The following is a 13,134-nucleotide window of genomic DNA, read 5'->3' as shown; positions in this document are numbered from 1 at the left end:
GGAAAACCAACAGTTCTAACCTGCCGTTTTCCTACATTTTACGGGTGCCTTTTACAGAGACTTAAGCAAAACTTCAGGCTTATCTCATTTAATAATACTTAAGATACAACTATCTATGTTAACATCGTTTGGAAAAAATTGCAGTTAAATGTGACAAACTTGTTACAATCCTATTTTATCATCGTACCTATTTTGATTACTTAATCCTTATTAACTTAAAAAGAAACTCAGCCATATAACTAAAAGCCTCCCAAATTCCAAAATCAGGAATTCCGGAACTCACCTGCTACCTAGCCGAAACGCGGTCTAAAAAGCAACTCCCGGCCATATAATTAAGAACCTCCCAAATTCCAAAATCAGGAATTTGGGAACTCACCTACTACCTAGCCGAAACGCGGTCTAAAAAGCAACTCCCGGCCATATAACTAAGAACCTCCCAAATTCCAAAATCAGGAATTCCGGAACTCACCTGCTACCTAGCCGAAACGCGGTCTAAAAAGCAACTCCCGGCCATATAACTAAAAACCTCCCAAATTCCAAAATCAGGAATTCGGGAGGCTTTTAGTTATATTCTGGGAGTTGAGCGCTTTTTAGACCGCTCTTAATTTTTAAACGAATGAATGGGTGCCGGGATTCTTCCACCACGGTTTACAAATTGAGCCGGACTATTAGGATTAACCGGCATTACCGGTGCATAGCCGAAGATCCCACCAAAGTCAATCTGTTCGCCCACCTTTTTACCAGTCGCCGGAATAACCCGAACCGCCGTTGTCTTATTATTAATGACCCCGATTGCTGCCTCATCGGCAATCATGCCGCTAATTGTTTCAGCAGGCGTATCGCCTGGGATAGCAATCATATCCAGTCCTACTGAGCAGACAGCTGTCATCGCCTCTAATTTTTCGAGATTTAGGTTGCCATGCTCAACCGCCCGAATCATGCCACTATCCTCTGAAACCGGGATAAACGCGCCAGATAAACCACCAACATGTTCGCAGGCCATAACGCCACCCTTTTTAACCGCATCATTCAACAATGCTAGAGCGGCTGTTGTCCCAGGGGCCCCGACACTTTCTAATCCAATTTCTTCTAAAATTTCAGCAACCGAATCGCCTTCATTCGGCGTCGGTGCCAGAGAAAGATCCACAATTCCAAAGGGAACATTTAGTGCCTTAGCCGCAACATTGCCAACAAATTGACCCATTCGAGTTACTTTAAACGCTGTTTTCTTAATTGTCTCAGAAACGGTATCAATTGACTCACCACGGACCTTTTCCAACGCCCGTTTAACAACGCCGGGGCCACTAATCCCAACGTTGATAACTTTATCGGCTTCGCCAACACCATGAAAGGCACCAGCCATAAATGGATTGTCTTCAACTGCATTGGCAAAAATAACCAAACTCATGCAACTAACCGGATCAATTGCAGCCAGTTTCTTCACAATGTGGCCCATTTGCTGAACAGCATCCATATTAATGCCCGCCCGGGTTGAACCAACGTTAACTGAACCACAGACGCGACTCGTTTCACTCAACGCCTCAGGAATCGAATCAATCAATTTATGATCACCGGTTTGGTATCCCTTTTGAACCAGTGCAGAAAAGCCGCCAATTAAATCAACGCCCAAAGCCTCAGCAGCTTTTTCCATTGTTTGAGCATAAGCGACATAATTATCATCATGACAGGCCGCTGCAATCATCGAAATGGGCGTTACTGAAATTCGTTTGTTAACAATGGGCACCCCGTACTCAGATTCAATCCGCTCTGCTACCTTCACCAAATCCTTCGCACTTGTCGTCAACTTATCATAAATTTTCTGGCGGGCTTTATCACCGTCACTATCAATACAATCAAACAGCGAAATTCCCATCGTAATTGTTCGGATATCCAATTTCTCTTCAGAGATCATCTGAATCGTATCTAAGATCTGATTCTTTTCCAACTCTCTGGCCCCCTTAAAGTTTTTGAATGGCATCGAATAATTCTTGGCGCTGAATATGAATATCTAAGCCTGTCTCAGTACCCAAATCTGTTAGACCCTTTTTAACCGTTTCAAAATTAATTGTTTTTTCATTCCATTCACCCATTAACATCATGGTAAAGTCACCATCCATTAATGTCTGCGAAATATCAGTAATATTCACCTTTAGTGTAGCTAATTTCTGGGAAACCTTCGCAACAATACCAACTTGATCGTGTCCAATTACCGTAATAACTGCTTTCATTTTTCTCCATCCTTTCAACTCAACCACTCGTTATGTCAACAATCATACCCGATATTTAATTTAACGGCAATCACGGTTTTTGATTTATCCGAATGAATTTTTAAAAGTAGAATTCATCCGGTTAAAAATGATATAATTAGCAATAAAATTTCAGTAAAAGGATGGCAATGACATGGCAACAGAAAAAGAAAAGTTTTTAGCCGGTGAGCCCTATAATATTATGGACCCCGAGCTAGCCGCAGATGAAACGAAGGCTCGTCGACTCTGCAAAATTATCAATGAGCTCGACGATACTGCAACCGATGAAAAGGAACACGCAATCCGGCAGCTGTTTGGCTCCGCCGGAAAACGCCCCTGGGTTCAGCCAAATTTTCGTTGCGACTTTGGCTATAACATTCACGTTGGTGATGATTTTATGTGTAACTACGATAATGTGATTTTAGATATTGCCCCGGTTACCATTGGCAATCACTGTATGCTGGCCCCTCACGTTCAAATCTATTCAGCCTACCATCCCCTCGATCCGGCTGGTCGGGAACAATACATCGGCTTAGGAAAACCGGTAACCCTGGGTGACGACGTTTGGGTTGGTGGCGGTTCAGTTATCTTACCCGGTGTTACATTAGGAAATAATGTGGTTGTTGGGGCAAATTCAACGGTCACCAAATCATTTGGTGACAATGTTGTCATTGCTGGTAATCCTGCCCGCATTCTCCGAAATAATCCACCCAAAAAATAATTTTTTCGAAATCAATGTTGACATTCTCATTTTTAGGGTGTAAATTATGAACAATCATTAAATTCAAATTAAAAAGCAATGAAGAGAAACGCCATTTTGTAATTGCGATCAGAGAGTTGCTGGTCGGTGAGAAGCAATTCGCAATATTCAATGGTGATCATCTCTGAGCTGTGCAGCCAAACGTATGATTAGTAGGCTACATTGGGTACACCCATTATTGTGTCAGCGTATCGCGAAAGCCGTACGTGTGAGATTGTCCTAGTAATAGAGCAATAAATTTAAGGTGGTACCGCGCAGAAGCGTCCTTTTAATTATCCAGTTGGGATAGTTAAGGACGCTTTTTTTGAGCTTAATGAGATATTATTAAAAGGTGGTGAGGATAGATGGAATCGGAGATTAGTATCTCTAATGATACACCGGGTCAGATTCAGATTAGCCGTTTTAGGATCAAGTTCACACATAGTTCTATTGAATTTATTAAACACATAGCTTCAATCACATATCATACTTCACGTCGTACATTTATCCTCGCCACATACCTGAGCGGGGACAAACCGATTAAATAAAATTTTGGAGGCCACGCTTATGGATGAACAACAAGCAACAATGACATTATCAACTAAGGAAAACGAACTCGCAAAGAAATTATTTAACGCTTATCAGACGCATCAGGCGTTAAAAATGTCAGACTGGGATGGTACCGTTACAGATGAAGATGCTGCCTATCGCGTTCAACGACGATTAACGGAACTAAAAGGAGAAGACGTCGGTGGTTATAAAGTTTCTTTAACTAGTAAGCAAACCCAAGACATGTTTGACTCTGATTCTCCCCTATATGGCGCACAAGTTAAAAGTCACTTTGTTCAATCACCAGTTACCCTGCACCAGGGAGAATTAATGGAACCACTAGCTGAAGTGGAAATGCTCTTCACAGCAAAGGAAGACTTATCCAGTAAAGATTCATTAGAAGACCTCATGCACAAAACCAAAGTTGCAGCTGCCGTTGAAGTCCCCGACTCACGTTTTAGTGACTGGTTCCCAAGTTTATCTAAATATATGGTCATGTCGGATGCCGCGGTTGGTGGTTTCGTTGTTTATGGTCAAGAAGTTAATACCGATCAGTTATTTGATAACGTCGATGATTTAGCCCATGTTAAATGTGAGCTATTCCATGATGGCAAGAAACTTAAAGATGGTGCTTCATCAGAAGTGCTTGGCAATCCACTCAATTCACTTCACTGGCTGGTTGAAAAGCTGGAATCACAAGGAATGCCATTAACTGCTGGTCAACGCGTATCAAGTGGTACTTTCCTACTGCCGGAAAATTTAACTTCAGGTGATTGGAAAGCAACCTTTGATAAGGGATTGGGTGCTGTATTCTTAAGGGTTACCAAATAAGGTTCAATTAAATTTCATTAATCACCTGTTATGAAATTAATGCTACTGCAACTTTTTTCTAAAGATGTTAACAGCCACAGAAAGCTGGGAGGCTACTTAAAATAAGCACAGATTAACTTGTCCTAATTATTTACTGGTAATATTGTTTTAGATCGAAGATTAATTGATAAAAATGAAATGAAATAAAAATAGTCGGTTAGTAAAAGCGGAAAATTTTACTAACCGACTATTTTTTGCCTACCCTGACCATATGTTCGCATTTGTTCTTGACTTTTCGAACGAGTGTTCGTATGATTTAGACATAGTCATTAACTATGATTCGCAGGTGATAATCGTGACAACCCCCCTTGATGATAAAAAAGCACTACCCATCCACGATATTATGTGTATTGATTGTAAATCTTTCTTTGCATCAACTGAAGCTATAAAGCGTGGCGAACACCCCCTCTCTGCCAAAATTGCGGTAATGAGTCGGGAAGAATCTGCTGGTGGTTTAATCCTAGCCGCTAGTCCTTTCTCTAAACAGCACTACGGTGTCAAACTCGGGACCCGTCGCTTTGAGATGAACGATCAAATGGGACTTGAAATGGTCGAACCTCACATGGCTGATTATATTGCCCTTAATTACAAAATTAATTTTATTTATCGACATTTTACAGATGACCAGCACTGGTTCCCCTACTCAATTGACGAAAGCTTCATTGACGTTAGTCATAGTCATAAGCTTTTCGGTTCAAATGTTGAAATTGCTCATCAGATTCAAAAAAGAGTTTTCAATAAAACTGGCATTATTACAACAATCGGAATTGGTCAAAATCCACTGCTTGCAAAATTAGCACTGGATAATGCCGCCAAGAAACAGGAACCCTGGATTGCTCAATGGACTTATGATGATGTTCCGACCACTGTTTGGCAGATCCGTAATTTGGCAGATATGTGGGGAATTGGTGACCGAACTGCAGCTCATCTTAACCGCATTGGAATTTACACAATCAAAGAATTGGCCTTTGCTGACCTAAATAAACTCAAACAAACTTTTGGGATCCTAGGCGAACAATTATACTACCATGCATGGGGAATCGATTACTCAAATATTAGTAACCGGTATCTTCCCCGATCCGATAATAAGGGATACGGCAATTCTCAAATCCTAATGCGTGACTATACAGATTTTTCAGAGCTCAATACTGTTTTGGAAGAAATTGCCGATCAAGTTGCCACTCGCTTGCGAAAAAACAACGTGGTTGCCCAAGTCGTCACTATTTTTATCGGAATGGCAACAACCGATCACCAGGGCCGGACACATTTTTCGGCCCAAACATCGATCGAGGCAACTGATTTAACCCACTCAATTGCCAATGCAGTTTGTTACTTGTTAAAGTCAAAATGGGATGGTAGTGCTGTTCGCTCAGTCGGAGTTAGATGCAGCCGACTTTCTCCCAAACATGATACACAATTTAATTTATTCGAAGATCCCATCCGAACGCTTAATCACGAAAAATTAGAGCAAATCATTGACAAGATTCGTAAAAGATATGGTTATAAAGCACTTATCCGAGCATCTTCCAAGACTAGAGGCGGAACTGCGATTCAACGTGCAAATCTAGTCGGCGGCCATCAGGCATAATAGTCACCGAAGCCGCAATATTGACACTAAATCTATGATCTTATTTTTGAAGGGAGTCATCATTATGCTAACAGAATCCAAAAAATTAATTACGCAATACCGTCATTATTTTAAACGCCTTCCCCATTATCAATATTGGTTAGTCATCGTTGATAACCACTTTAACGACCGTTACTATTTCTTCCTATATAATCGGCGATTCAAAACCAAGCTGGTTCGGTCTTATGAGTTATTGGCTCTAGTTCATGATAAACAGAAATATCAACAAGTATTAGCGGATCTAAAATCAGTCAGCCAGCTTAGTATTGAGTACCGCGATACTTCTCATTTAGTTGAGCCAACGCCAGAAATAAAGGTGGATAAAATTCATGGCCATAACTTTTAAGGTTAGCTAACTAATACGATGCTACTCAATTTGAGCGCTCTGCGTTGTTCTTATCCAAGATTGTTTCCAGACCATGGTAACCATTTTTGTCGTTCTTTCAAATAAATAATGGCTTTTCAATGCATTAATTATAATTTTGATTGCGCTTTTGGTTTATAATTAGCTTATGTTAATTTAATGGGTTAAATCTTATTTTAATTAGAAAAATTGCTAGGGAGAACTTAAACGGCCGGTTTAATTATCAAGCTAATTGAACCCAGTTGCTTAAAAACAACATTCCCAAGATTGCTTATTCACGATAAGTATGGAACTCCTTAAACACAGTTTAAATTGAAAGGGGCAATTTATATGTTAACCGTCAGGAAGAATTTGCTAATGCTAATTGCGACAACGTTTTCGCTAGGAATTGCAACTCAACTTGCAGTAAATACACCCGCTTTTGCGAAAACCAAGTCTGCCAAAGTGATCAAAATTAATAAAGCACCGTTTAAAGCCTATCGTGCTAAAAAGGGATACATATATAGCAACGCCAAGTTAACCAAACGCATTCACAACGCTAAAAATTATCCAAAAACAACGTTGTATTCTCAAAAAGAAGCAATTATTAAAAAAAGCAATGGAAAACAGGCTGTCTATTATTATGTAATGAGTAAAAATCGAAAAGTCCAAGGATATATTTGGCATAGATATTTAACCCCTGTTCCTATTAAAGACAATATTGCTTCTAGTGAAACCAGCACTAATCAACCAATCTCACAAAAAGCATTAGTTAACCTCATTAATAAAGCTCCGGATATGGATCCCACAGAATCTATTCGCAGTTTAAAACCAATTGATTATATTGCTAACGAAACGATTTTTGATCTTGGCTATAATGTCTTTCGCTTCTCACCAAGTTCAATGTTCAAATCACATCAGGCCACGGTCTATGTCGCTTCAGGAAAATTAGCTTCCCTCGCTCAGGCAGCTATGACTAAATGGAATAACGTTTTAGGATCACAAGTTTTTAAACTTGGAACGGCAAAAGCACACACACTAGCCATTCGATTGGGCAACGGAACTAAAGATGGTTGGGATGGCTTATACGATGGTAAGGGGATTTATATTGATCATACTCATTTTAATAACCTTAACTATCCCATTGCTTATATGAGTGAGAACCTGGGATCCCAAACATCTTATCAGCAATATTGGACTGGCGTCATTGCTCATGAACTTGGCCATACACTTGGTCTTGATCACACAGGTTATCAAGCTGATTTAATGTACGCACCAAATAGCGATGGTAATTTTATTACAAAATATTTGTGGAAGCGTCCAATCGAAAGATCATCAACTGGCTTAGATGGCACTGAGATGGGCACAATTACGCAACGTGATTTAAATCGAGCTCGATTAACAAGGGTTTTAGGCTATTGGTAACCAGAGTTGATCAAAAGACGTTTATAGGCTAATCGTTAACTCCACTTTGTTGTGGAGATAGCGACGACCTTTTTTATTATATTACGGACTCGAAGCTTCTCAGAGCATGGCCGGTCTCTATCTTCATCTCCAGTGCAACGAAAAAAACCGAGGATGGGACAACAACCATTTTACCCAGTCTCCGTTGGTGTAAACACGATTGTTATCAAGTAAAAACGCGGGACAAAGGGCGCTTAACTTCCGGTTACACCCTAAGCGCCCTTTGTCCTGCTCTCTGGATCTAATCTTAAATTCGTTTTAAAGCATTTTAATAATATTTAAATTAAAATCCCGAAAAATCATGTCTTCACACTTGATTTTTCGGGATTTTTTATTAACCCAAACAGTTAGTTCTAAGTATAAATTTCAAATTCTGGACTACCCTGTTGATAACTAATCAAATAAATGTAACTTGGCAATTCGTTGGCAGGCTTCCGTAAATCTTGGCTCATCAATTAATAAGCCAACCCTAACAAAGCCTTCGCCACCTTCACCAAATCCATTACCCGGTGCAACCGCAACTGCTGCCTTATCCAGTAAGAGATCAGCGAACGACTCACTAGTATACCCCTTCGGTACCGGCATCCAAGCGTAAAACGATCCACCCGACGGGTATGGTTCCCAGCCAATGGCCCGAGCTGCTTTAAAGAATTGGTTACGACGCTTTTCATATAAAGCAACCAACGTTTTGACGGTTGATTGATCACTATCTAAAGCAGTGATCGCTGCTTTTTGAATTGCTGGGAAGACACTAACAAATAAGTGATCCTGAATTAAATTAATTGCTTCAATCATATCAGCATTACCGGCTGCAAAGCCAATTCGCCAACCCGCCATATTGTAAGATTTGGAAAAAGTGTAAGTCTCAATTCCGATATCTTTGGCACCAGGTGTTTGCAGGAAGCTAATTGGTCGCTTGCCATCAAAGCCAATCGCACCATACGCGAAGTCTTGAACAACCCCGACCTTATTTTGTTTAGCAAACGCTACCGTCTTCTTAAAGAATTCCGGTGTTGCAACAGCACCAGTCGGGTTATTTGGATAATTCAAATACATCAGCTTAGCTCTATCAACGATATCTTTATCTAAAGAATCATAGTCTGGCAGAAACCCATTTTCTTCTTTAAGTCTCATTAATTTCAACTTAACTTGAGCCAAGGCAACACCAGAAAGGTAATCTGGATACCCAGGATCTGGTAGTAACATGGTGTCACCAGGATTTAAAATTGCAAACGGTAATTCAACCAACCCAATTTTAGAACCACCTAGAATAGCAATTTCTTTTTCAGGATCAAGTTCAACACCATATTCGCGCTGATAAAAATTAGCAGCGGCTTTCTTTAATTCAGGATCACCACGGAATTGAGAATATTTATGGTTAGCAGGTTTGGCTGTCTCTGCCTGCATGGATTTTACAATATAATCAGGAGTTGGTTGATCAGGGTTCCCTTGGCCTAGATTAATAACATCCGCACCAGTTGCAACTTTTGCATTTACTTTTTTAACCAGGCTGGCAAAAAATTGCTTTGGTAAATTCTGCAATACTTTTGATTCTTCAAAATTCACAATAATTCCTCCCGTATGTTTAAGCTAAAATTCATTACCTTTAAAGACAACTCATTCACAGCACTGCTAAATAAGTGACTCATTGATAGCCAAAAAGGTATCAATATTCTACCTTGGTTGATAATAACGTAATTGAACTCACCCAACTCATCGAAAGTTGTGGTTGGACTCCCAATAATCATCATCTTGACTTTAAACTCATAGCTTTCATGATCGCTCATTGGCTCCAAGTGTATAAAAAAAGTCCTTTATCAAATTCTTTGATAAAGGACGACAGAAGCCGCGGTACCACCTTATTAAGCAGAAAAATGCTCACTCATTGATTGCTGTAACGGACAAGTCCGAAACCGGCTAACAGACATTGCTTGCCAGCTTTTATTTAAAGGTTAAAAGGCCATCTTTCCATAATGCAATCAATCATCTCTCAGCTAACAATGATTCTCTGTCACTAATGCAGTTACGGTACTCACCTTTTAAGTTAATATGAATATTATGAATAATAATTTAATAAATGTCAATGGTTTTTAATTAATAGTTAATCTGTCAGGAACCCGAATTTTGCGAATCAAATTACTCAAATCATCCCCCTGTCTTGGTCTCCTAATCGCCACTCGTTTCTTTTCAAATTTATTCAATAAAACAAGTTGACGTTAAATGGCGTCATTGCAGTTCTACCACCAAAGTGTCACCTCAATAAATTCAATGATTGTCTCTTTACTTCATCTATACATCACCCTTATTTTCTGGTATCATAGTCACATTGCCATATGTTATATTATGTTACATAGAATTAGGAGGAATAATAATGAACCGAAAAGTTTCAAACGCCCTCAGCTGGGTTGTTTTATTAATGGCTTTTCTATTTTGCCTCGGGTGGTCCAGCTCGACCGCCCATGCGAAAACGTATCAAATTGGAACTGATGTCACCTACCCACCATTTGAATTTGCTAATAAGCAGAACAAATACGTTGGCATTGATATTGACATTATGAATGCAATTGCAAAAGAGGAAGGATTTAAAGTCAATATCAAACCAGTTGGCTTTAACGCCGCTGTGCAATCTGTTCAGTCTGGTCAATTGGATGGTATCATTGCTGGAATGACTATTACCCCGGACCGGGTGGCTAAATTTGACTTTGGAACTCCCTATTATAAAACTGGAGTTGTTATGGCAGTTGCCAAAAATAGCAGCATTTCAAGCTTTAAACAGCTCAAGGGAAAACGGGTGGCACTAAAAACTGGTACTGCAGCCGCCGACTACGCCAACAGTATCAAAAAGAAATATGGGTTCAAGACCGTTACCTTCGATGACTCGGATAATATGTACCAAGATGTTGCAACTGGTAATTCAGTGGCCTGTTTTGAAGATCAACCTGTTATGCAATATGGCATCAAACAGGGGCTTAAACTTAAGATCGTAACGAAACCAGCTAATACTGGTTGGTACGGCTTTGGTGTAAAAAAAGGCACTCACAAAACATTAATTGCTAAATTTAATAAAGGCCTCAAAAAAATAAAAGCAAATGGCACCTATGATAAAATCGTTGGTCGCTATTTGGGCAATAAAACTAATAAAAAAGTCAAAGGCAAAACATTTACGATCGGAACTGACGTTACATTTCCACCATTCGAATTTGCCAACAAACAAAATAAATATGTCGGCATTGATATGGACTTAATCAGAGCCATTGCCAATGAGCAGGGCTTTAAGGTTAAAATCAAAGCACTTGGCTTTAATGCGGCCGTTCAGGCGGTTGAATCGGGGCAAATTGATGGTGTGATCGCGGGCATGTCGATCACGAATGCTCGGAAGGCTCAATTTGACTTCTCAAAACCCTACTTTAATTCCGGAGTGGTCATGGCAGTAAATCCTAAAAGTAAAATCACTAAATTATCCCAGCTTAGGGGTAAAAAGGTTGCTGTCAAAACCGGAACTGCCGGAGCAGATTACGCAAGTAGTATTAAGAAAAAGTATGGTTTTACGACAGTCACGTTTGACGACTCTAACAATATGTACCAAGATGTGTCAACGGGTAACTCGGCAGCCTGTTTTGAGGATCATCCCGTTATGCAATATGCAATTAAACAAGGAACAAAGTTGAAGATTGTCACCAAGCCAGCATTAAGTGGTCCTTATGGATTCGCTGTCAAAAAGGGCCATAATAAAGCGCTACTGGCTGCTTTCAATAATGGTTTAGCAGATTTAAAGGCAAGCGGAACATATGATAATATTAAAGCAAAATATTTAGGATCCGACGAATCTGCAACTGCTGCCAAAACTAAGGGAAGCTCTTCTGAGGATCGGACCTTCATTGGTTTAATTAAGCAAAATCAAGGTGCCCTTCTTTCTGGATTAAAGGAAACGATGTGGCTAACGGTTGTCTCAATTTTCTTTGCAACCATATTTGGAATTGTGGTCGGCTTATTAGGAGTTGTTCCAAGTAAATTTAGTAATAGCATTTCAAGTATCCTCATATATTTATTCCGAGGAATGCCACTACTGGTGTTAGCCTTATTCATTTATACAGGAATTCCAAGCTTAACTGGCGAAAAAATCCCAGCTTTCTTTGCGGGTGTTGTTACCCTAACCTTTAATGAAGGTGCTTATATTGCGGCATTTGTTAAGGGTGGGATTGAAGCAGTTGATCCAGGCCAGATGGAAGCGGCCCGTAGCCTAGGATTACCATTTGGAAAATCAATGCGGCGAATTATCCTACCACAAGGCATTCGAATTATGATTCCATCATTTATTAATCAATTTATTATCACTTTAAAGGATACTTCGATTTTATCAATTATTGGCTTACTTGAATTAACCCAAACTGGTAAAATTATTATTGCCCGAAACCTAGAGGGCTTTAAAGTTTGGACAATCGTTGCCTTAATGTATTTGATTATTATTACGTTATTGACCTGGTTATCCAATTGGGTTCAAAGGAGAACGAAAGTATGAGCGAAAAGGTAAAGGTTTCAAATCTAGTAAAAACATTCGGAACAAATGAAGTTTTAAAAGACATTAATTTAACCGTTAATAACAATGAAGTTGTTGTTATTATCGGCCCTTCAGGCTCAGGTAAAAGTACTTTGCTGCGAACACTTAATAAGCTTGAAGAACCAACATCCGGATCAATTGTTATTGATAACGTTGATATTGCAACGAAGGGTGTTGATATTAATACCATTCGTCAAAATATTGGGATGGTATTTCAACATTTTAATCTTTTTAATAATTTAACCGTTGGTGAAAATATTATGTTGGCACCAGTTGAGTTAAAGAAGGAAGATAAACAACAAGCTGCTAAACAGGCTAAGGGGTTGCTAGAAACGGTTGGCCTGGAAGAAAAGTTTAATGCCAGAGTTCAATCGCTATCAGGTGGTCAGCAACAACGGGTAGCAATTGCCCGAGCCTTGGCAATGGATCCAGATATTATGTTGTTTGACGAACCAACATCGGCATTAGACCCAGAAATGGTTGGTGATGTTTTAGGGGTTATGAAAGATTTAGCCAAAAAAGGGATGACAATGATCGTGGTCACTCACGAAATGGGATTTGCAAAAGAAGTTGCGGATCGAGTTGTTTTTGTGGATGACGGTAGGATTCTTGAACAAGGAACGCCAGACCAGATATTTGAACATCCTAAAAATGAACGACTTCAAGATTTTCTTAATAAGATACTGAAACTTGAAAGCTAATAATCACGCCAAAGGCGTGTGGTTATTGGCTTTTTTG

At 39.6% G+C, this 13,134-nt stretch carries 10 protein-coding genes and 1 other annotated feature; of the genes, 7 read left to right on the top strand and 3 right to left on the bottom strand.

Going from position 1 to position 13,134, the window contains the following annotated elements:
- Positions 1-601 precede the first annotated feature (601 nt).
- Both FC85_RS00085 and FC85_RS00080 read right to left on the bottom strand, forming a co-directional pair.
- Positions 602-1,945 (bottom strand): PFL family protein, encoded by a 1,344-nt coding sequence (locus tag FC85_RS00085; protein ID WP_057863546.1) that lies wholly within the window; start codon positions 1,943-1,945, stop codon positions 602-604.
- Positions 1,946-1,958: 13 nt separating this feature from the next.
- A complete protein-coding gene (locus tag FC85_RS00080; RefSeq protein ID WP_057863545.1) occupies positions 1,959-2,228 on the bottom strand; it encodes an ACT domain-containing protein in 270 nt (89 codons plus the stop codon).
- Between the two features lie 172 nt (positions 2,229-2,400).
- Between FC85_RS00080 and FC85_RS00075 the strand changes: the two genes are divergently transcribed.
- The 5 genes from FC85_RS00075 (at position 2,401) to FC85_RS00055 (ending at position 7,799) form a co-directional block, all read left to right on the top strand.
- Positions 2,401-2,967, top strand: a complete 567-nt coding sequence (locus FC85_RS00075) for a sugar O-acetyltransferase (protein ID WP_057863544.1) — start codon at positions 2,401-2,403, stop codon at positions 2,965-2,967.
- Between the two features lie 69 nt (positions 2,968-3,036).
- Positions 3,037-3,277: a binding site (T-box leader), on the top strand.
- Positions 3,278-3,552: 275 nt separating this feature from the next.
- Positions 3,553-4,365: a 2-keto-4-pentenoate hydratase gene (locus tag FC85_RS00070; protein ID WP_057863543.1), complete on the top strand. Its 813-nt coding sequence runs from the start codon at positions 3,553-3,555 to the stop codon at positions 4,363-4,365.
- A gap of 334 nt (positions 4,366-4,699) precedes the next feature.
- Positions 4,700-5,992: a Y-family DNA polymerase gene (locus tag FC85_RS00065; RefSeq protein WP_057863542.1), complete on the top strand. Its 1,293-nt coding sequence runs from the start codon at positions 4,700-4,702 to the stop codon at positions 5,990-5,992.
- Between the two features lie 64 nt (positions 5,993-6,056).
- A complete protein-coding gene (locus FC85_RS00060; RefSeq protein WP_057863541.1) occupies positions 6,057-6,377 on the top strand; it encodes a hypothetical protein in 321 nt (106 codons plus the stop codon).
- Positions 6,378-6,752: 375 nt separating this feature from the next.
- Positions 6,753-7,799, top strand: coding sequence for a matrixin family metalloprotease (locus FC85_RS00055; RefSeq protein ID WP_225427639.1), 1,047 nt, complete (start codon positions 6,753-6,755; stop codon positions 7,797-7,799).
- 432 nt (positions 7,800-8,231) lie between these two features.
- On the opposite strand, the gene FC85_RS00050 is transcribed toward FC85_RS00055, so the two are convergent.
- A complete protein-coding gene (locus FC85_RS00050) occupies positions 8,232-9,404 on the bottom strand; it encodes a pyridoxal phosphate-dependent aminotransferase (RefSeq protein WP_057863539.1) in 1,173 nt (390 codons plus the stop codon).
- 805 nt (positions 9,405-10,209) lie between these two features.
- On the opposite strand from FC85_RS00050, the gene FC85_RS00040 reads away from it, so the two are divergent.
- Together FC85_RS00040 and FC85_RS00035 are read left to right on the top strand one after the other, a co-directional pair.
- Positions 10,210-12,357: an amino acid ABC transporter substrate-binding protein/permease gene (locus FC85_RS00040; protein WP_225427638.1), complete on the top strand. Its 2,148-nt coding sequence runs from the start codon at positions 10,210-10,212 to the stop codon at positions 12,355-12,357.
- On the top strand, positions 12,354-13,097 hold the full coding sequence (locus tag FC85_RS00035; RefSeq protein WP_057863537.1) for an amino acid ABC transporter ATP-binding protein: 744 nt from the start codon (positions 12,354-12,356) through the stop codon (positions 13,095-13,097). The genes FC85_RS00040 and FC85_RS00035 overlap by 4 nt, the downstream gene beginning before the upstream one ends.
- Positions 13,098-13,134 lie beyond the last annotated feature (37 nt).

The sequence above is a fragment of the Lentilactobacillus diolivorans DSM 14421 genome (genome assembly GCF_001434255.1).
GTDB classification, from domain to species: Bacteria; Bacillota; Bacilli; order Lactobacillales; family Lactobacillaceae; genus Lentilactobacillus; species Lentilactobacillus diolivorans.
This window is presented reverse-complemented; position numbering and strand designations above follow the sequence as displayed.

Excerpts from the sequence above, each read along its gene's own strand:
- FC85_RS00070 (WP_057863543.1), top strand. The coding sequence starts at position 3,553 with ATGGATGAACAACAAGCAACAATGACATTATCAACTAAGGAAAACGAA.
- FC85_RS00080 (WP_057863545.1), bottom strand. The coding sequence starts at position 2,228 with ATGAAAGCAGTTATTACGGTAATTGGACACGATCAAGTTGGTATTGTT.
- FC85_RS00060 (WP_057863541.1), top strand. The coding sequence starts at position 6,057 with ATGCTAACAGAATCCAAAAAATTAATTACGCAATACCGTCATTATTTT.
- FC85_RS00040 (WP_225427638.1), top strand. The coding sequence starts at position 10,210 with ATGAACCGAAAAGTTTCAAACGCCCTCAGCTGGGTTGTTTTATTAATG.
- FC85_RS00075 (WP_057863544.1), top strand. The coding sequence starts at position 2,401 with ATGGCAACAGAAAAAGAAAAGTTTTTAGCCGGTGAGCCCTATAATATT.
- FC85_RS00035 (WP_057863537.1), top strand. The coding sequence starts at position 12,354 with ATGAGCGAAAAGGTAAAGGTTTCAAATCTAGTAAAAACATTCGGAACA.
- FC85_RS00055 (WP_225427639.1), top strand. The coding sequence starts at position 6,753 with ATGCTAATTGCGACAACGTTTTCGCTAGGAATTGCAACTCAACTTGCA.